At 58.8% G+C, this 20,240-nt stretch carries 16 protein-coding genes and 1 pseudogene; 13 read left to right on the forward strand and 4 right to left on the reverse strand.

Features of this window, described 5'->3' with window-relative positions; translation table 11 throughout:
• Positions 1-40 precede the first annotated feature (40 nt).
• From PL599_RS19635 to PL599_RS19645, 3 genes are all read left to right on the forward strand, one after another.
• On the forward strand, positions 41-1,663 hold the full coding sequence (locus tag PL599_RS19635; protein ID WP_077984712.1) for an ABC-F family ATP-binding cassette domain-containing protein: 1,623 nt from the start codon (positions 41-43) through the stop codon (positions 1,661-1,663).
• Between the two features lie 60 nt (positions 1,664-1,723).
• Complete coding sequence (locus PL599_RS19640) at positions 1,724-2,734, forward strand: 2-hydroxyacid dehydrogenase (RefSeq protein ID WP_269824944.1); 1,011 nt, start codon at positions 1,724-1,726, stop codon at positions 2,732-2,734.
• Between the two features lie 145 nt (positions 2,735-2,879).
• Entirely contained in the window at positions 2,880-3,632 is a 753-nt protein-coding gene (locus PL599_RS19645) for a FadR/GntR family transcriptional regulator (protein ID WP_077984710.1), read from the forward strand.
• 56 nt (positions 3,633-3,688) lie between these two features.
• On the opposite strand, the gene PL599_RS19650 is transcribed toward PL599_RS19645, so the two are convergent.
• Positions 3,689-4,486, reverse strand: a complete 798-nt coding sequence (locus PL599_RS19650) for a carbohydrate-binding protein (protein ID WP_269824943.1) — start codon at positions 4,484-4,486, stop codon at positions 3,689-3,691.
• A 10-nt stretch (positions 4,487-4,496) separates the two neighbouring features.
• The gene (locus PL599_RS19655; protein WP_269824942.1) at positions 4,497-6,284 is read right to left on the reverse strand and encodes a heparinase II/III domain-containing protein; all 1,788 of its coding nucleotides are present in this window, start codon (positions 6,282-6,284) and stop codon (positions 4,497-4,499) included.
• A 247-nt stretch (positions 6,285-6,531) separates the two neighbouring features.
• Between PL599_RS19655 and PL599_RS19660 the strand changes: the two genes are divergently transcribed.
• The 9 genes from PL599_RS19660 to PL599_RS19700 all read left to right on the forward strand — a co-directional run bounded on the left by PL599_RS19660 (position 6,532) and on the right by PL599_RS19700 (position 17,458).
• Positions 6,532-7,461: a carbohydrate ABC transporter permease gene (locus PL599_RS19660; protein ID WP_202048328.1), complete on the forward strand. Its 930-nt coding sequence runs from the start codon at positions 6,532-6,534 to the stop codon at positions 7,459-7,461.
• A 3-nt stretch (positions 7,462-7,464) separates the two neighbouring features.
• Positions 7,465-8,301 carry a carbohydrate ABC transporter permease gene (locus PL599_RS19665; RefSeq protein ID WP_077984706.1) on the forward strand — a complete coding sequence of 279 codons (837 nt, stop codon included), beginning with the start codon at positions 7,465-7,467 and terminating at the stop codon, positions 8,299-8,301.
• Positions 8,302-8,305: 4 nt separating this feature from the next.
• Positions 8,306-9,478: a glycoside hydrolase family 88 protein gene (locus PL599_RS19670; protein WP_137412561.1), complete on the forward strand. Its 1,173-nt coding sequence runs from the start codon at positions 8,306-8,308 to the stop codon at positions 9,476-9,478.
• Positions 9,479-9,491: 13 nt separating this feature from the next.
• Positions 9,492-10,601 carry an ABC transporter ATP-binding protein gene (locus tag PL599_RS19675; RefSeq protein ID WP_137412562.1) on the forward strand — a complete coding sequence of 370 codons (1,110 nt, stop codon included), beginning with the start codon at positions 9,492-9,494 and terminating at the stop codon, positions 10,599-10,601.
• A 19-nt stretch (positions 10,602-10,620) separates the two neighbouring features.
• On the forward strand, positions 10,621-11,325 hold the full coding sequence (locus PL599_RS19680; protein ID WP_269824941.1) for a hypothetical protein: 705 nt from the start codon (positions 10,621-10,623) through the stop codon (positions 11,323-11,325).
• A 48-nt stretch (positions 11,326-11,373) separates the two neighbouring features.
• Positions 11,374-12,654: an ABC transporter substrate-binding protein gene (locus PL599_RS19685; protein WP_191218394.1), complete on the forward strand. Its 1,281-nt coding sequence runs from the start codon at positions 11,374-11,376 to the stop codon at positions 12,652-12,654.
• Positions 12,655-12,723: 69 nt separating this feature from the next.
• Positions 12,724-14,598, forward strand: a complete 1,875-nt coding sequence (locus PL599_RS19690; RefSeq protein WP_269824940.1) for a DUF2264 domain-containing protein — start codon at positions 12,724-12,726, stop codon at positions 14,596-14,598.
• Positions 14,595-16,262 (forward strand): acyltransferase, encoded by a 1,668-nt coding sequence (locus PL599_RS19695; RefSeq protein ID WP_269824939.1) that lies wholly within the window; start codon positions 14,595-14,597, stop codon positions 16,260-16,262. Before PL599_RS19690 ends, PL599_RS19695 begins: the two co-directional genes overlap by 4 nt.
• Positions 16,263-16,312: 50 nt before the next feature.
• The gene (locus PL599_RS19700; protein WP_077984699.1) at positions 16,313-17,458 is read left to right on the forward strand and encodes an alpha-hydroxy acid oxidase; all 1,146 of its coding nucleotides are present in this window, start codon (positions 16,313-16,315) and stop codon (positions 17,456-17,458) included.
• 226 nt (positions 17,459-17,684) lie between these two features.
• Here the strand turns inward: PL599_RS19700 and PL599_RS19705 are convergent.
• Positions 17,685-17,894: pseudogene (locus PL599_RS19705) on the reverse strand (IS3 family transposase); the annotation flags it as partial.
• 214 nt (positions 17,895-18,108) lie between these two features.
• Positions 18,109-19,005 carry a LysR family transcriptional regulator gene (locus PL599_RS19710; RefSeq protein WP_077984698.1) on the reverse strand — a complete coding sequence of 299 codons (897 nt, stop codon included), beginning with the start codon at positions 19,003-19,005 and terminating at the stop codon, positions 18,109-18,111.
• Positions 19,006-19,110: 105 nt separating this feature from the next.
• Between PL599_RS19710 and PL599_RS19715 the strand changes: the two genes are divergently transcribed.
• A complete protein-coding gene (locus tag PL599_RS19715; RefSeq protein WP_269824938.1) occupies positions 19,111-20,193 on the forward strand; it encodes a 4-oxalomesaconate tautomerase in 1,083 nt (360 codons plus the stop codon).
• Positions 20,194-20,240: the final 47 nt, after the last annotated feature.

A 20,240-nucleotide genomic window follows, 5' to 3' on the forward strand; every position in this document is an offset into this window, starting at 1 on the left:
CCGTGGCATAGGAGGGCCGCTCCCATTCACAGGCCCTGTCATGATCCGCATCGAAAACATCAGCAAGTCGAACAGTCACCGCATTCTCTATATCGAGGCTTCCGCCGCGCTCAATCGCGGCGAGAAGATCGGCCTTGTCGGCCCGAATGGCGCCGGCAAGACCACGCTGTTCCGGATGATCACCGGCGAAGAGCAGCCCGACGAGGGCCAGGTCGTCGTTGAAAAGGGCATGACGGTCGGTTATTTCGATCAGGATGTCGGTGAAATGTCCGGCCGCTCGGCCGTCGCGGAAGTCATGGAAGGGGCAGGCCCCGTCAGCGAAGTGGCGGCGGAGCTTCGGGAACTGGAAGCCGCCATGTCCGACCCCGACCGGATGGACGAGATGGACGCCATCATCGAACGTTACGGCGAAGTGCAGGCGCGTTATGAGGAGCTGGACGGCTACGCGCTGGAAGGCCGTGCGCGTGAGGTGTTGGATGGCTTGAGCTTCAGCCAGGAAATGATGGACGGCGATGTTTCCAAGCTTTCCGGCGGCTGGAAGATGCGCGTGGCGCTTGCCCGTATTCTTCTCATGCGCCCTGACGTGATGCTGCTCGACGAACCGTCGAACCATCTCGATCTCGAAAGCCTGATCTGGCTCGAAGACTTCCTGAAGAACTACGACGGCGCGCTGCTTATGACCTCGCATGACCGCGAATTCATGAACCGCATCGTCACCAAGATCATCGAAATCGATGCCGGCAATCTCACCACCTATTCCGGTGACTACGGCTTTTACGAGCAGCAGCGCGCGCAGAACGAAAAGCAGCAGCAGGCGCAGTTCGAGCGCCAGCAGGCTATGCTCGCCAAGGAAATCAAGTTCATCGAACGCTTCAAGGCCCGCGCTTCGCACGCCTCGCAGGTGCAGAGCCGTGTGAAGAAACTCGAGAAGATTGACCGCGTCGAGCCGCCAAAACGGCGTCAGACGGTTGCTTTCGAATTTGCACCCGCTCCTCGCTCAGGCGAGGATGTCGTGGCGCTGAAGAAGGTCAACAAGACCTATGGCAGCCGCACGATCTACGACGAGCTCGATTTCATGGTGCGGCGCAAGGAACGCTGGTGCATCATGGGCATCAACGGCGCCGGAAAATCGACGCTGCTGAAGCTGGTGACCGGCACGGCGGAACCGGATTCCGGCAATGTCACCCTCGGCGCCAGCGTCAAGCTCGGCTATTTCGCCCAGCATGCCATGGATGTGCTTGATGGCGACAGCACCATTCTCGAATGGCTGGAGGAGCGTTTTCCGAAGGCGGGGCAGGCGCCGTTGCGCGCCCTTGCCGGCTGTTTCGGCTTTTCCGGCGACGACGTGGAAAAACGTTGCCGTGTTCTTTCCGGCGGCGAAAAGGCCCGCCTCGTCATGGCCGCCATGCTGTTCGATCCGCCGAACTTCCTCGTGCTGGACGAGCCGACCAACCATCTCGATCTCGACACCAAGGAAATGCTGATCAAGGCTCTGTCAAATTATGAAGGCACGATGCTGTTCGTTTCGCACGACCGCCATTTCCTGGCCGCACTTTCGAACCGGGTGCTGGAACTGACGCCTGACGGTATCCACCAATATGGCGGCGGCTATACCGAATATGTCGAAAGCACGGGACAGGAGGCACCGGGTCTTCGCAGCTAAGATATCTGCCGGACGCATCGCCCTGTCACGGCAGCTTTCGTTTGGAGACTGGAGAAACAGATGCGGATCGTGGTCTACAGCGCCAAACCCTATGACAGGCAGTTCCTTGACGCTGCAGCCCACGCTGACATGCGGATGCAATATTGCGAAGCACGTCTGTCTCCAGAGACAGTTGCGCTGGCGGAGGGAGCGGCGGCGATCTGCGCCTTTGTTAATGACGACCTGTCGCGGCCGGTGCTTGAAAAGCTTGCGGAAATGGGTGTCCGGCTCATCGCCCTGCGCTGCGCCGGTTTCAATCAGGTCGATCTCGCCGCCGCCGAAAAGCTCGGCCTGACCGTTGCGCGCGTGCCGGCCTATTCGCCCTATGCGGTCGCCGAACACACCATGGCGCTCATCCTGTCGCTCAACCGCAAGATCCACCGCGCCTATAACCGTGTCCGCGAAGGAAACTTCGCCCTCGATGGCCTGCTTGGCTTCGATCTTCACGGGAAGACCGTCGGCATTGTCGGCACGGGCAAGATCGGGGCGATTTTCGCGCGCATTGCGGCCGGCTTCGGCTGCCGTCTCGTCGGCCACGATCTACGGCCAAATCCGGATTGCGAGGCGCTGGGCATGGTCTACGTCACGCGCGAGGAGCTGTTCCGAACATCGGACATTCTGGCGCTGATGTGCCCGCTCACACCGGAGACCCGTCACCTTATTCGTGGAGAGACGCTGCCGCTTCTGAAAAAGGGCGTGATGCTCGTCAATACCAGCCGCGGCGCCATCATCGACACGCAGGCGGTAATTGCAGGCCTGAAAGACGGCACGATCGGCAGTCTCGGCATTGATGTCTATGAAGAAGAGGCCGATCTCTTTTTCGAGGATCTTTCCAACGAGGTGCTGCGCGACGATGTTTTCGCGCGACTGCTGACCTTTCCAAATGTTCTGGTCACCGGTCATCAGGGCTTCTTCACGCAGGAGGCGCTCAAAAATATCGCGGACACCACGATCGGCAATATCGAGAGCTTTTTCAGGACCGGCAGGGCGTTGCATGCCGTTTCCACGGAACAGTTTGCTGGCCCGGCCTAGTGTCTCCGGTCAGAATCGGGAAGATTTTTAGTACCATTCTGCGCCTCCTCTGCATGAAGGCAGGTAAAATTGGTATGATCATTGAGTTTTAATGAAATTCATCATACATATTTGACAGGCTCCACGCCTGCCTCGATTTCAATGCATGGTGACCGACGTGCCTGAACAGCAAAAACAGCGCAGCAAATCCTCCGGTTCTCTGGTGAGCAGAGTTAGCCTCAGCCTGAGAAACGCGATTGCCTCCGGGCAATATGGGCCCGGCGACCGCCTGCCCAGCGAGATCGAGATGACGGAAACCCATGGCGTCAGCCGCACCGTCGTGCGCGAGGCGGTGACGGCGCTACGCTGCGACGGGCTGGTGGAGGTGCGTCAGGGAGCGGGCATTTTCGTACTGAAGCATGAAAAGGACACGTCACCCACACCCGGTGTTGACCGCGCCCGGCTTTCTTCCGATCTGGAGGTGCTGGAAATCAGGACGCCGCTTGAAATCGAAGCGGCGGGGCTCGCCGCCCTCCGCCGCTCGCCATCGCAAGAGGAAGCGATTTTCGACTGTCACGCCCGGCTTCTGCAATGTATCGAGGAGAACCGCTCCATTCGTGAGGCGGACCTGGCGCTGCATCTCGCCATTGCGGCCGCCACCAACAATCCGCTTTTCACACAGTTCCTCGAACTGCACGGCCAGACCGTGATTCCACAATCGCGCGTGGTTTCCGAAACCGGCGAGAACGACCAGACAGCTTACCGGCGATTGATCCACAAGGAGCACGAGGCAATCGTCATCGCCATATCGGACCGGAACGAACAAGCCGCAAAGCTGGCGATGCAAGCGCATCTGCGCGGCAGCCAGCACCGTTACCGCGACATGATGCGCGACATGCGCGGCATCGCACACAGCTAAAGAATTTCACGTAAACGCGGGTCGTAGCTTTGTGTTCTGAAAGGCGCGATCAGGGGCTACGGCGCTTCCCGCAGATCCGCCCCCCAGACCTCGATCTGCGTCAGCGCGGGAAAGGGCGAAGGGTCGTCCGCTTTTTTAAGATCATGCAGACGGATCCACTCCACCCGGCGCGGCACAACCGGGAAGGTTTGGGCCGCACCGGTTTTCTGCAGGGAAAAGCTCGCACTTTCGCCGTCGGAAAAAGTGACGCTCGCTTTTTCCCACCAGGCATCGTGTGGGAAGTCCGCCCGCAGGTAAAAAGTCAGCTGGTCGATAAGGACTGCGCGGCCGAATACGAGGGTCAGCGAAGCTTCGGGATCGCGGTTGATGCCCCAGCTTGTATAGGGCCAGAAGCCGTGGCCCGCGCTCGCCTTTTCACCATCGATAACATTGCGGGCTGCGAAGGCCGCCTCCCCACGCGTTTCCGTGCTCGCATAAACGTGCGGAAACAGCGAGGTGTTCTCATGATCGTCAAACGGGTTGAGCGCCAGATTCCTGCGAACTCCAATTTCACCGGCAAGTGTGCGGCGCGCGGCGATCCTGTGAAGATTACCGCTGAACGCCTGCGGCGGATAGGATTTGCGTTTCGCCGCGGAAGGAATGGGCAGGGTGAATTCATTTCCGTGCAGGAAAACCAGCGTCGGCTGCATGCCGGCGTCGAGCGCAAGCCAGATATGACCGGGCTGTGAAATCTCAACGACAAGCCTGTCACCCTCGCAATATTCTGCGCGATAAACGAGCAGAGCTTCGTCCTCCGCTTCGGCTTTCGCCAGAACATCACCCAGCGCATTGACGACCTTGAGTGTAAGTTTCATCGACACTTCCTTAACTGATCGTCAGGCACAGACGCTGGGCTGCGATGGGGATGAGAATGCGATAGATCACCGGGGGCCAGGACTGGCGAAGGCGGGCATCGTCGATTGTTATGGCTTCGATTGCGGGTTCTCCCGCGCCTTCGCAGGCTATCTCTCCCAACCCCGCAAAGTTCAGGGCACCCGGCGTGACAGCGGGCTTTTCGGCAACCATCAGCGACAGAACCGCCTCCTGCCTGCCGTGATAGTCGTCAACGACTTCCACATGGCTGCCACGCAGCAATCGGACGCGGCGACGATAGTGTTCAACACGCGCCATGGCGGGATAGGCCCCGGCAATGTCAAAGGAGACTTCCGCCTGCTCTTCGGAAAATTTGGTCGCAAAATCTGTCGCGGCAAACTCTGCCCCGGCAGCCTGCATGACGCCGCCGAAAGTCGGCAGATTGTGAAAGGCCGATTGCATCGTCCAGATGTCGTAGCGTTGCGGTGAGAAGGTTTTTGCGGTGTAGGCTTCCACCCCGACATCGATGATGAACGGCCGGCCGTTCTTATAAAGCGTGAAACTGCCGACATCGTTGTGATTGTGGCTCTCACCATTATTACCCGCCTTCACGGCAAGATCGAAGACCCCGTCGCGGGCAATCGCCAGACCGATACCGGGATAGGCGATATCGGTCTTTGCTGGGCCCGTTGGAATAAGCGCGGATAATTCCGGGATGGCAAGCACTGCCTGGACCCGATACCAGAGATTCCACTCCTTGCACATCATCCGGTCCGGTGAGCGGTTCCAGCAGGCGGCAGCGAAAGCCTGAAGCGGTAGCGAAGAAACGGCCCTGCCGAAGAGATATTCCCGCACGCCGGATGTCTCGACCTTCGCCGGCGCATCGGCGAAGTTGAAGAACCGGTCTTCCGCCACGTGCATGTTGAGAATGAATTCGGCCATGCTGCGCAGCTTCGGCGCATGAAAGAGCGACGCCATGAAGCCCGGCGCAGAGGCTTCGAGAATGCTCATCGCCCCGAACAGGCAAAGCGCCGCATGGCCATAATAAAGAACGCCCTCTTCGCAGGCGCCGTCTTCCGCATAATCCTTTTGAAACGCATCGAGACTCTTGAGCGCCTTTTCCACGACCGCACGCCTCGTCGACTGGTCTATGGGCAATAGCAGGGTCGAGAGAAGGACGTTCTGGGTGATCCAGGCCGTCCAGTTGTTCATCCGTTCGTCGCCATTTCCCACCCACCAGAAATGCCGGGCGAGATAGGGCTTCGTGATACGCCTGTCGATCTCGGCGCGGATGCGAGAAACAAGGTTTGCATTCGCTCTTTCCAGTTCCGGTGCCAGCAAATGCAGGCACAAAGCGAGATTGGCGCCCGTTTCGGCGGCGAACAGGTCGATCACCGGGTTCTGCGGATCGGGCAGAGAATCTCGCGGGCCGCCGCGAATATGGGAATTATGGGCGGGCAATTGCCAGCCGCTTTCCTCGCATATCAGCCAAAGACCATCGATGATGGCATCGAGAAAGCGACCCTGCCCTTCGGCGCATTCTCCAAGAACCAGCGCGTTCAGCTTCAGTCTTCGGGAAAAATAAAGCGCCTCGAAACGATCGCGATTGCCGGTGCGGCTATATTCCCGGTAGTCGCCCGCCAGAATTGTGGACCAAGGTTCGTCAAGCGTCTGCTCCGCCGCCTCGATGAGACCACGGGAAACCGCGCCCGACGCTGAAGACCGTATTTTCTGCGCCGTCAGTTCCGCGCCGAAATCGGCGAACCGCTCTGGCAGAAAACGCATCCTTTCGACAAACACGCCCTCAAACCTCCCGCGCGTTCCGCAATCCGATACGGGCCTCCTATCATACGTATTTTCGAAAAACCAGAAAATTTGTCTGACTTTATGCAAAGTTGTTTGACCAATATCGATATTGTGTTATCCAGAGCGCGGGAGGCGGCAGGGCGAAGACCTGGACCGCAATGGAACATGCAGGCAGCCGCCACCGATTAAGCGGTGAAACGGCGGCAATGGGAGATATGCTGTGGCAATCGCAACCGCGACCATGTCCGACAAGCAGGCGACTCCGTATCGCAGGAAAAAACGCCGCATCGTCTCCAAACGGCGGCGCGGAATAGAAAATGCGCTCGTCGCCTATTCCTTCATTGCGCCCAATTTTCTCGGATTTGCGATTTTCACGCTCGGACCGATCCTCTTTGCCTTTGCGTTGGCCTTCATGCATTGGGACGGCTCCAATGCCATGCGTTTTGCCGGTCTCGATAATTTCTGGCGGCTTTTCGAGGATAAGGCCTTCATCGCGGCCTTCTGGAACACGGTCATCTACACCGTCGCGTCAGTGCCGGCCACGCTCGCCTGCGCGCTCGGGCTTGCGATCCTGCTCAACCAAAAAATCCTCGGCCGCAATTTCTTCCGCACGGCCATGTTCTTTCCCTATGTCGCATCATTGGTCGCCGTGGCCGTCGTCTGGAACATGATTTTCAATCCGGAGATGGGTCCGGTCAACATGCTGCTCTATACGCTCGGCCTCGATCCCGCCGACATGCCGGGATGGGCGGCGGACCGGCACTGGGCCATGGTCACGGTCATTCTCTTCGGCGTCTGGAAGAGCATGGGATATTACATGGTCATCTATCTCGCCGGGCTGCAGGGCATCAACTCGGAGCTTTATGAAGCCGCGGGGCTGGATGGCGCCAATGCCTGGCAGAAATTCATCCACGTCACCCTGCCACAGCTTGCGCCGACGACCTTTTTCGTCACCGTTATGCTGACGATCCAGTCCTTCAAGGTTTTCGATCAGGTCTATATGATCACGCAGGGCGGTCCCGGCACCTCGACGCTCGTTCTCGTCTACCACATCTACAATGAGGCCTTCATTTCCTGGGATCTCGGCTATTCCAGCATGATCGCGCTCGTCCTGTTCTTCCTGGTCTTGGTGGTCACCATCGTCCAGTTCAAACGGCAGCGGGAGGATTGATCCATGCGCATCATGGGCCGCAAAATCCCCGCCGCCACGATCGGCATCTATCTGACCGTCATCGTCGTCACCATCGTCATGCTTCTGCCCTTCGCATGGATGCTATCGGCGTCGCTGAAACTCAGCCGCGATGTCTTCGCGTTCCCGATCGAGTGGATACCCTCCCAGCCCCGTTGGGAAAACTATGTGGAAATCTGGACGAAAATCCCGCTGGCGCTGTTCATCTACAACACGTCGAAGCTGACGATCATCGTCACGCTACTGCAATTGCTGACCTCAAGCTTCGCGGCCTACGCCTTCGCCAAGCTGCATTTTCCCTACAAGAATACGCTGTTTCTCGGCTATATCGCCACCATCGCCATGCCCTGGCAGGTCTATATGGTGCCGCAGTTTCTGCTGATGCGTGAATTCGGGCTCAACAACACCCATCTCGCGCTGATTTTCCTGCAGGCCTTCACCGCCTTCGGCGTCTTCCTGATGCGGCAGTTCTACATGTCGATCCCGAACGAGCTTTGCGAGGCGGCGCGCATCGACGGCATGAACGAGTACCAGATCTGGGCGAAGATCATGCTGCCGCTTTCCAAACCGGCGCTTTCCACCTTGACGATCTTCACCTTCGTCACGACCTGGAACGATTTTCTCGGGCCGATGATCTATCTCACCAAGACCGAGCTGAAGACCATCCAGATCGGTCTTCGCATGTTCATTTCGCAATATTCGGCGGAATACGGGCTGATCATGGCCGCCTCGGTGGTGGCGCTCATCCCAGTTCTCGTCGTTTTCCTGGCATTGCAGCGCTTCTTCGTCGAAGGCGTCGCCTCCACCGGCCTCAAGGGTTGATTTCATGCTCGATTTGACCACGTCCCTTCCAACCCCGATCACCGCAGCGGAAATCGACGTAGCGCTGACGGCCGCCGTCGCGCAGGTCAGGCGCAATCTGCCTGAGTTCACCTATGCCGCGCAGAACCATTCGAGCGTGAAGAATTTTTACCCCGCAGTGGCCAACGACCAGTGGACCGCCGGTTTCTGGCCCGGCCAGATATGGCTCGCCTTCGAACATACCGGCGACAGGACCTTTCAGCATGCGGCGCAAATACAGGTGCAGAGCTTCCTGCACCGTATCGAAAAGCGCATCGAGACCGATCATCACGATATGGGCTTTCTCTACTCGCCCTCCTGCATCGCCGCATGGAAACTGGTGGCCGATGAGGATGGAAGACGCGCGGCGCTGATGGCGGCGGACCAGTTGATGGAACGGTTCCAGCCGGTCGGGCAATTCATCCAGGCCTGGGGCCGCAGGGACAATCCCAACGAATATCGCTATATTATCGACTGCCTTTTGAACCTGCCGCTGCTTTATTGGGCGAGCCGTGAAACGGGCCGGGAAGACTACCGCACCGTGGCGCTTGCCCATGCCCGCACCACACTTGCCCATTCCGTCCGGCCGGACGATTCCACCTATCATACATTTTACATGGACCCGGAGACCGGCGCGCCGGTGCGCGGTGTGACCAAGCAGGGTTACAGCGACGAGAGTTACTGGGCCCGTGGACAGGCCTGGGGCATCGCCGGCATGGCCATTTCCTATCGTTATGAGCGTCTGCCCGCCTATCGCGACACCTTCGAGCGGCTTCTCGCCTTCTATCTTAAACGCCTGCCCGATGATCTCGTACCCTATTGGGACCTGATTTTTGCGGATGGCGATGGCGAACCGCGCGACAGCTCAGCGGCGGCCATCGTCGCCTGCGGCCTCCTGGAAATGGCGGAGCTGGAAACGCCGGAAAAGGCCGCGGAGTATCGCGACCTGGCAAGGCGCATGGTGAAAAGCCTCGCCGATCTCTATTCCGTTCGCGATCCCGCGATCTCCAACGGGCAGCTTCTGCACGGCACCTATTCCAAGAAGACGCCCCACAACACCTGCCGGGGCGAAGGCGTCGATGAGTGCGTCTCTTGGGGCGATTATTATTATCTGGAAGCGCTGATCCGGCTTTCGCGCAACTGGTCTTCCTATTGGTGAGCGCGAGGCACAGATGGCTAGCATTTCCCTGAAAAAACTCAACAAGACCTTCGGCGCGCTCAAGGTCGTTCACGATATCGATCTGGATATTGCCGACAAGGAATTCATCATTCTGGTCGGCCCTTCCGGGTGCGGAAAATCCACGACGCTCAGGATGATCGCCGGGCTGGAGGAAATCTCCGGCGGGGAGTTGCGCATCGGCGAGGACGTGATGAACGATGTGCCCTCCAAGGACCGCGACATCGCCATGGTGTTCCAGAACTATGCGCTTTACCCGCATATGACGGTCTACAAGAACATGGCCTTCGGTCTGGAACTCAGAAAGGCGCCGCGCCATCTCATCGACACCAAGGTCAAGGATGCGGCGAAAATTCTCGACATCACCCATCTCTTGAACCGAAAGCCGAAAGCGCTTTCCGGCGGCCAGCGCCAGCGTGTCGCGCTTGGCCGCGCCATGGTGCGCAATCCGGAAGTCTTTCTGCTCGATGAGCCGCTTTCCAATCTCGACGCAAAGCTGCGCGGAACGATGCGGTCGGAAATCTCCAAACTGCACAAACGGCTCGACGCCACCTTCATTTACGTCACCCACGATCAGGTGGAAGCCATGACCATGGCGGACCGTATCGTGGTGATGAAGGATGGCCATATCCAGCAAGTGGATACGCCGCAAAATCTCTACGACCGACCGATCAACATGTTCGTCGCGGGCTTCATCGGCGCGCCGCAGATGAACATGCTGCCGGTAACGCTACGCCGTGACGGCGACCGCTTCACCGCCCTGTTCGACGGCGCTTCCTTGCCACTGCCGGCAGGCATCGATACCGCACGCCTGCACCCATATGAAGGAAAGGACATCGTTCTCGGCATCCGCCCGGAAAACTTCCACGAATTCGCCCCGGCGGATATCGACGCCGCCAATGTCGCACCCTTCCGGGCGACGGTGGAACTGGCGGAGCCGATGGGATCGGAGGTGCATCTCAACCTCGTCTCCGGCGGGCGAAACCTCGTCGCGCGCGTCTCACCGCGTTTCAGGGCGAAGATCGGCGATCCCGTCGAACTGGTGGCGGATCTGACGAATGCACAGCTTTTCGATCCCGCCACCGAGCGATCGATCCTTTATTAAGGCGACGGGGAGAAACGCGATGCAATGGCTGGAAGGCTTATGGACAAGGGAAGGGGCCGGGATCGACAAGAACGCCCCGCCGCTTACCGGCGTTGCCCTGTTCCTCGATATCGTCAAGCGCGAATGGTGGGAGATGGTGAAGCTCAACCTCCTGTTCATCATCGCCAGCCTGCCGGTGGTGACGATGCCAGCGGCGATGCTGGCCACGGCCCGCATCTCAGTTTCCTTCGCAAATGACGAGAATACCTATCTGCTGCGCGACTTTCTCGAGGCCTTGCGGAAGTTCGCTCTTCGCGGCACCGCACTTGTGGTTTTGAGCGCGCTGCTGGTGAGCGCCGGTGTTTACGCGACTGTCAGCTATGCCGGGGCCGCCCGGCTTCAGCTCGTTTATAGCCTGCCCTTTACGATCAGTCTGGCAGTGACGCTGCTTCTCATCCTTCTCAGCGCCTACGCCATTGTTCTCATGGCGAAACAGGACTTGCTGCTTGGAGAAACGCTGCGGCAGGCGGCATTTTCCGCGCTCATCAGACCGTTGCCGATGCTGGCGGCGCTCGGATTCGTCACAGCGCTGTGGATCGCACACATCCTCTTTTATCCGGTGTCGGTGTTCATGCCGGCCACCATCAATTTTTCGCTCGGCATGTTCGCCCTGTGTTTCGCAGCGAGAAACGCTGCAGCGAAAACACGCGCGCCGAAACCCGAACCGGCGGGGAGCAGCGCTTAAGGCAGACTAAAATCAAAACGACATCAGTCAGGGAAGGAGAAACGGGCTATGGAGTTTAAGACAACCAGACGTGCATTTGCTCTCGCAACCGCCGGTCTCGGCATTGCGATCGGCATGGGAGGAACGGCGCTTGCTGCGGGCGATGCGCCCGTCACGCTTAAATGGGCGCTTTGGGATTTGGACAAGGGCGCTTATTTCAAACCCTTGATGGAGGCCTACAAGCAGAAACATCCGAATGTGACGTTCGAGGTGGTCGACCTCGGCTCGCAGGACTATACGCAGATGATATCCACTCAGCTGACCGGCGGCTCCAAGGATATCGACGTCGTCACCATCAAGGACGTGCCCGGCTACGCCAATCTGGTGCGCGCCGGCAACATCACCGATCTCAGCGGCTTCATCAAGGACCAGAAGATCGAGACGGCGCCCTATGGCGGCCTGATCGAGGAACTGACCATCGACGGCAAGATTTACGCCCTGCCGTTCCGCTCGGATTTCTGGGTGGTCTATTACAACAAGGATATTTTCGACAAGGCCGGCGTGCCCTACCCCACCAATGACATGAGCTGGGCGCAGTTCGATGAAATCGCCGGCAAGCTGAAGGGTGGCATGGGCGCCAACCGCACCTACGGCGCGCTGCTGCACACCTGGCGTTCGACGGTGCAGCTGCCCGGTATTCAGGACGGCAAGCACACGCTGGTGGACGGTAATTATGAGTTCCTGAAACCCTGGTATGAGCGTGCGCTTGCCCTGCAAAAGAGCGGCGCGATACCGTCCTACGCCTCGCTGAAAACCTCGAATACCCATTATTCCGCTCTTTTCTTCAACGGAACGATCGGCATGCTGCCCATGGGCACATGGTTTGTCGGCACCCAGATTGCCAAGGTGAAATCCGGCGAGTCGAAAAGCGCCAACTGGGGCATCGTGAAGTTCCCCCATCCGGATGGTGTGCCGGCAGGGGCGACGGCCGCGCAGATTGCAGGATTGTCGGTCAATGCCAATTCCGACCACAAGGAAGCGGCGCTGGATTTCATCCACTTCGTTACCGGACCTGAGGGTGCGGCGATCATCGCCTCCACCGGCACTTTCCCTGCGCTCAGAACCGATGATGTGGCCGAGAAGATCGCAGCACTGCCGGGCTTCCCGCAGGATCAGAACAGCAAGGACGCGCTGCAGGCGGGCAAGGCCTATCTGGAAATGGCGGTCAACCCGAATGCGGCCAAGATCGAAGTTGTGCTGAACCGCGTGCATGATGCGCTGATGACCGACAATATCTCCATCGATGATGGCATCAAGGACATGAATGACGGCGTCAAGGCCATTAAATAATTGCCCCAGGGCCGCGGGCGATGAGCCTGCGGCCCTTCCTTCGATCATGAATTCCGGATATTCGTCACCGTGCCTCACGAGACCGCCACAGCCAATCCGCTCTTTCACAATCCGCTTTTAAGCCGGGACGATCTCGCAAAGGCGGTGATCGATCTCTTCAACCCGCTGCTTGCCTGTTTTTCACCCGGCGGCGCGCGTGTCCGACTTGGAGCGACGGGGGCGATTTTCGATTTTCCTGCGGCGGAACTCGAGGGTTTTGCCCGGCCACTATGGGGCATCGTTCCACTTGCCGCCGGCGGTTATGACTTTCCCCACTGGGATCTCTACAGGCGTGGACTGGCCAATGGCGCCAACCCCGCCCACCCCGAATATTGGGGCGACACGGCTGATCGGCACCAGCGGCTGGTCGAGCTGGCGGCGATAGGATTTGCGCTTGCCATGGTTCCCGAACATATCTGGGAGCCGCTTGCCGAAACGGACAGGCGGGCCGTCGCCGCCTATCTTCTTGCTGCCCGCGAGCGGGAATTCGTCGACAATAACTGGAAATTCTTCCGGGTTCTGATCGATCTCGGGCTGGAACGGGTCGGCGTGGAATTCGACCGCGCCAAGACCCAGACCTATCTCGATGAACTCGAGGCTTTCGATATCGGCAACGGCTGGTATCGCGACGGGCCGGTGCGCCGGGTCGACCACTATATTCCCTTCGCCATGCATTTTTACGGCCTGATCTATACGGTGCTGGCAAAAGGCGACGACGCGCGAAAAATGCGCTTGCTCGAACGCTCGCGCATTTTCACCCGTGACATACGCCACTGGTTCGGGCCTGACGGGGCCTCGCTCGCCTTCGGACGCAGCCAGACCTACCGTTTTGCGGCGGGCGGTTTTTGGGGCGCTCTTGCCTTTTCCGGTCTGGAGGCGCTGCCGTGGCCAGAGATCAAGGGTTATTACATGCGCCATATCCGCTGGTGGTCGAAGCGGCCAATCGCGGACCGCGACGGCGTCCTGTCGGTCGGATATGGCTACCCAAATCTTTTGATGAGCGAGAGCTACAATTCTCCCTGTTCCCCCTATTGGGCGCTCAAATTTTTCCTGCCGCTGACGCTGCCCGCCGATCACCCATTCTGGACTGCGGATGAGGCAGAACCGCAGGAATTTGCCGAACCGGTTCCCTTGGCGGAGCCGGGTATGGTGGCCTTTCATACGCCGGGTAATATCGTGGTCCTGTCCTCCGGGCAGCAGCACGACAGGATGCGCGGCGCACAGGAAAAATACTCGAAATTCGTCTATTCCACCCGTTATGCCTTCAATGTCGAGGCGGATGACCGGCATTTCGCCGCCGCGAGTTTCGACGGCATGCTCGGCCTTTCCGACGATGGCGTGCACTTGCGCACCCGCGAGACGATGGAAGAGGCGTTGATTGCGAGAGACTGCCTCTATTCCCGCTGGCGGCCATGGGCGGATGTCGAGATCGAGACCTGGCTCGTGCCACAAAACCCATGGCACATAAGGCTGCACCGCATCCGCACCCCGCGCCCCTTGCAAACATCGGAAGGCGGATTTGCCATAGAGCGGGCCGATTTCAATCGCGACTGCACCGAGGCGGGTGAAGGTCGCGCCGTCTGTTACGGACAGACTGACACCAGCCTCATCGTCGATCTTTCGGCTGGCATTCGGCGCGAAGGCGTGTGCCATCAGGCAATCGCCAATACCAACCTCATCCACGCCAGAACCCTTGTTCCGCAATTGCGCGGCGCCATCGCATCCGGCGAAACGCTGCTGGTGACGGCGGCCATGGCACTGCCGGCCGGTAGAGAAGCAGAGGCCGCATTGGCTGTCCTCCCCGAAAGTCCAGATCTCCCGAGGCTGGAAGAGATGTTCAGGCGGGAGGGGCGACGCGTTCCCGCCTATGCTCTCGATGAAACCCGCGCAGGCTGGCGGAGATGACAGACGAAGTATCGAGCTTTTCCCAAAGGTCGGATCGGCTGAACATCCTGACCTGGGAGCGGAAGCAGGAGGATATCGACGGCCCCGACCATCAGGCGCGGTTGCGTGGCCTCAAGCGCTCTGCCAACACCGTTTTCGGGCAGGGCGTCTACATCGCCGCCAGGGCCGAGGTACATACGGATAGACTCCTTATGGGTGCGTATTCGTGGATCGCCGGTTACGCAATCGTGCGCGGCGACATCGAACTCGGCGACAATGTCTCGATCAACCCCTATGCCTGTCTTTCCGGTAAGGTCACAATCGGCAATGGCGTGCGCATCGCCTCACATGTCAGCATCGTCGGCTTCAACCATGGCTTCAACGACATTGAAACTCCGATCCACCGCCAACCGCTGACCTCGCTCGGGATAGAGATCGGCGACGACGTCTGGATCGGCGCCAATGCGGTTGTGCTTGATGGCGTGAAGATAGGACGCGGCGCTGTTGTCGCCGCAGGCGCGGTGGTGGCGAAGGACATTCCCGCCATGGCCATTGCAGGCGGCGTTCCCGCCCGAGTTCTGCGATATCGCGGAAAAAAAGCGGCCGCGCCGACGCTGATGGAACCCGATAGCCCGCTGCGAGAACTCGGCAAGGAGATTGCGGACGACTGGCTTGCGGCCATCCGCTCTTATGGCGAGGATGGCGTCTATCGTTCCGCCGATGCATCTGGAGGTGAGGTCGAAAGCGTCAGGCATCTGTGCGATGCCATCGAGATCGCAGCAGCCTTCGGACAGGAAAAGATCGCTTTCGATACCGGAAAAACCGTGGCCAATCTTCAGGCCTTGCAGGATCAAGAAACGGGGCTTTTTCTTAACCGTCACCACCGCTCTTCTACATCTCCCGAGAAGGACCCTGCCGTCCTCTATAATATTCTGGCTGTCGGATATGCGCTTGAATGTTTCGGAGCTGCGCCAAAACAGCCGATCGCTTTCATTGAGCGTCTGCGCGCCGAAGAACTCATCCTCCTGCTGGAAGAATTGCCGTGGCAAAGCCGGGCATGGCATTGCGGCGCCACAATAGACGCCATCGCCACCGCGCTTTATTTCAACAGGCGCTATTTCACATCCGGCGACAACCTCACCGTTCTCTTCGGTTGGCTGGCGATGAATGCGGACAAAACCACCGGGCTTTGGGGTGAGCCGACTGCCGCACAGGACCTGCTGCAACCGGTCAACGGTTTTTACCGGCTTACCCGCGGCTCTTACGCGCAGTTCGGCCTTTCCCTTCCCTATCCGGACGCAGCAATAGACTCCGTTATCGCCAATTATCGTGCCTATGGCGGTTTCCACGGCAAGGATTTTAATGCCTGTAACCTGCTCGATACAATCCACCCGCTTCTTCTGTGCCTGAAACAGACGGATCACCGGCAGGACGAGGCGAAAGAGATAGCCCGCGAAATTCTGCGCCGAAATGAGGGACGCTGGCAAAGGAACAGAGGATTTGCCTTTGCCGAGGGGCATCCGGCCGGCCTGCAGGGCACGGAAATGTGGATGTCGGTTCTCTGGCTTTCAGCGAAGCTCCTCGATGCGGAACATCTCCTGCCGTTCCGACCTTGCGGCATCCATCGCTTCGAGCCTGCGGAAATCGTCCGTGGCCTGATTGCCCGCTCCAAATCTCCGGTATAGGTTTCCGACACTCTTTTGAAAGCTTTCAAACCTGACCGGTCGAGTAAAAGATGCAACTCAAAGACTGCTATAATTTCCACGATTTTCGCCGCATGGCCAAGCAGCGTCTGCCCGGACCGATCTTCAATTATATAGACGGCGCCGCCGATGACGAGGTGACGTATCGGCGAAACACGGCCGCCTTCGAGAAATGCGATCTCGTTCCCGATGTGCTGCGGGGCGTGGCCGATGTGGATATGTCGGTCACCGTCATGGGGCAGAAGCTGTCCATGCCGGTCTATTGTTCGCCGACGGCGCTGCAACGCCTCTTCCACCATCAGGGGGAACGGGCGGTTGCGGCCGCGGCGGGAAAATACGGCACGATGTTCGGCGTTTCTTCGCTCGGCACCACGAGCCTGGAAGAAGCGCGCCGGATCAGCGGCGGCCCGCAGGTCTATCAGTTCTATTTCCACAAGGACCGAGGCCTCAACCGCGATATGATGGCGCGCGCCAAGAGCGCCGGTGTCGAGGCGATGATGCTGACGGTGGACAGTATTACCGGCGGCAACCGCGAGCGCGACAAGCGCACCGGCTTTGCCATTCCGTTCAAGCTCAATCTTTCCGGCATCGCACAATTTGCCATCAAGCCGGCCTGGGGCATCAATTACCTGACGCATGAGCGCTTCAGCCTGCCGCAGCTCGACGACCACATTAAAATGGACGGCGGCGCTCTTTCCATCAGCCGCTATTTCACCGACATGCTCGACCCTTCGATGAACTGGGACGACGTGGCGCAGATGGTGCGCGAATGGGGCGGGCCGTTCTGCCTGAAGGGCATCATGTCGGTGGATGACGCCAGACGCGCCGTCGACATCGGCTGCAGCGGCATCGTGCTTTCCAATCACGGCGGCCGCCAGCTCGATGGCTCCCGCAGCGCCTTCGATCAGCTGGCCGAGATCGTCGATGCGGTCGGCGACCGGATCGACGTGATGATGGATGGCGGCGTGCAGCGCGGCACCCATGTTTTGAAGGCACTGTCTCTCGGTGCAAAAGCCGTGGGGCTCGGCCGCTATTACCTTTTCCCCTTGGCTGCTGCCGGGCAACCGGGCGTGGAAAGAGCGCTCGAGTTGATGCGTATCGAAATCGAGCGCGGCATGAAACTGATGGGCTGCACCTCCGTCGATCAGCTGACACGCCGGAACCTCCGGTTTCGTTGAACAAGCTGGACGTTGGAAAAGAGCTGGGCGAAGCGCGGTCGCAACCGACTACGTGAAACCGCATGCCATTTCAGCCGCGTTTCGTCGCTGCTCCTGAAGCGCCATACTGATGTTCCAGACGAGCGCCAGACAAACAAGCCCGCAAAAGCAGGCTGAAATCAGCGAGCGATGACGCTTGGCTCCGGAGAGAAACTGAATAGCCCCGCGTTTCGTAGACACCCTCGGGTTACGTTTTCTGCCGTTCTTCGAACTCGACGGGTGACAGCATCCCGTTTTAGACATGTTTGCGCTTCGGGTTGTAAAACATCTCGATGTAGTCGAACACGTCCTGCCCGACTTCGTCTCTTGAGCGATAAACCTTTCGGCATACCCGCTCCCGCTTCAACAGATCGAAGAAGCTCTCGGCCACGGTATTGTCATGGCAGTTTCCGCGCCGGCATCCTCCACTTCAAGAGGGGGTATCCTCGCTGCGAGGCAAATGATCAGATAATCACGGCGCTAGATTGGCGAGCGCTGGTCGCGGAACGACCGCGGGCGATCTCGTGTTTAGAACCAACAGCAATAGCTCGACACTACTCCAAAGTGGCCAGATGCTCACGAACAATCCCCCGTATCAGGGCCTGAGGTTTAGACCGCACGAGGCTGTAAAATTAATGTGTTTTCCAAGTTCTCAACAGCATTTCCACGAATTTTTCCGCCGCCGGAGACAGCGCGTTACTCCTTCTCCGCACGATGCCTATCGTGCGGGAAACCACCGGGTTGACGATCGGCCGGGTGATAAGGAATGGGTGATCGCCCTGCGGCGTTGCCAACCGCGGCAGGACGGAAATCCCAAGTCCAGCTTCTACGAGACCGAGCGACGTGTTCAGGTGCGTCACCTCGTAAAACCAGTTCAATTTTAGATTGCATCGCGCAAGCGCGCTGTCGAGAAGCGTCCTGTTGCCACTTGAACGGTCCACGACAACCAGCGGAAAGGCCTCCAGCTGGTCCCACTCGATTGTCTCGTAGGCTGCCAGAGGGTGGTCTTTCCTCATCGCCAGCACGAAGGGGTCATCGATGAGGGGCTCGAATGAAAGCTCGGGATCGGAATTGCCCATCAGGTTGATGCCGAATTCCACCTCGCCTCTGGCGACCGCCTGAAGACCTTCATTGGCTGTCAAATCCCTGATCCTCAGCCTTATGTGGGGATATTGCTGGCTGAAGGTCTTGATGACGGTGGGAAGAAAGTAAAAGGCGGCGGTCGGAACACAGGCCATGGTGATAAGCCCACGCCGTTGCGCGCCGTCCTTCATTGCAAAAAGCGATCCGTCAAATTCCTCGAGCATACGCCGAACGAGCGGCATGACTTCCTGTCCCATGGCAGTGGGGGCAACGTGGCGTGTCGTTCTTTCCAGAAGGGGCGCCCCGATCGCCTGCTCCAGTTTCTGGATACGGCGGGTGAGCGCCGGTTGCGAGATGTGAAGCGCCTCGGCGGCCCTGTGGAAACTGGCCAATTCAACCACCGCTTGAAACGCCCGCAAATCCAGAATTTCGCAATTGATGCTCATATCGCAATAAAACTCCAAAACATTGCATTTAACAGATTAGACTCTTTTGCTCATATTGCAACAACACGACGCATTGATCCGCCAAATGCAATACTGAGGCAACCCATGAACGACCTGCTGAAGATACCCTGTGTGCTGATGCGCGGTGGAACGTCGCGTGGACCGTTCTTTCTCGCATCCGATCTTCCCCGTGATCGAGTAGACCGGGACGCGGCCCTTCTCTCCATCATGGGGTCGGGCCATCCACTGCAGATCGACGGCATTGGCGGAGGCAATCCGGTTACGTCCAAAGTTGCGATTATCGGCCCTTCCACAGTCCGGGGCGCGGACATTGATTACCTGTTCGCGCAGGTTCGGACCGACAGGCAGTATGTCGATTATTCGCCAAATTGCGGAAACATGCTGGCCGCTGTCGGCCCTTTTGCTATCGAAGCGGGACTTGTCGAAGCACGGGGCAAGGATACTCTTGTGAGAATCCATAACGTGAATACCGGCAAGCTGATCGAGGCGAAAGTTCCGACACGCGGTCGTGAGGTTATTTATCTCGGCGACGCCTCGATCGACGGCGTTCCGGGTCTGGCGGCACCCATCGCATTGACATTCATGGATGCAGCAGGTGCGAAGACCGGCCAGCTGCTACCAACTGGAAAGCCGGTTGATCTAATCGATGGCGTCAACGTGACGGCCATAGACTGTGCCATTCCGATGGTTCTCATCCACGCACCCGATCTCGGCGTGACGGGGTACGAGGATCCGCAAACCCTGAGCGCTCACAAGGACCTCATCGCACGGATGACCCGCATCCGCATCGAGGCTGGAAAGTTGATGGGAATGGGTGATGTCAAAGACATGGTCATTCCGAAACCGGTGCTCGTTGCGCCCGCCCGCAGAGGCGGCACTCTCTCGGTACGGTATTTCATGCCCAACGAGTGTCATCCTGCACTGGCGACGACCGGTGCTGTTGGCATCGCAACCGCGGCTGTCACCAAAGGCTCTGTCGCTTATAATATGGTTGGAGGCCTTTCGGTGCCAACCCAGATCCGCATCGAACATCCCGCCGGCTGCCTCGACGTGCAGCTGGAGATGCGAAACGGAGCAATAACGGCCGGACTTGTAAGAACGGCGCGCAGGCTTTTCGAAGGCTTCGCCTTTGCCAAACCAACCGCTGCGATTGAAGACGCAGCCTAGACGCGGCCATAGTGGCGCAAAATATAGTTGAACCGGGAGGAGACCCT

Origin of the sequence: Agrobacterium sp. ST15.16.055 (genome assembly GCF_027956555.1) — a bacterium.
In the GTDB taxonomy this organism is placed as follows: domain Bacteria; phylum Pseudomonadota; class Alphaproteobacteria; order Rhizobiales; family Rhizobiaceae; genus Agrobacterium; species Agrobacterium salinitolerans.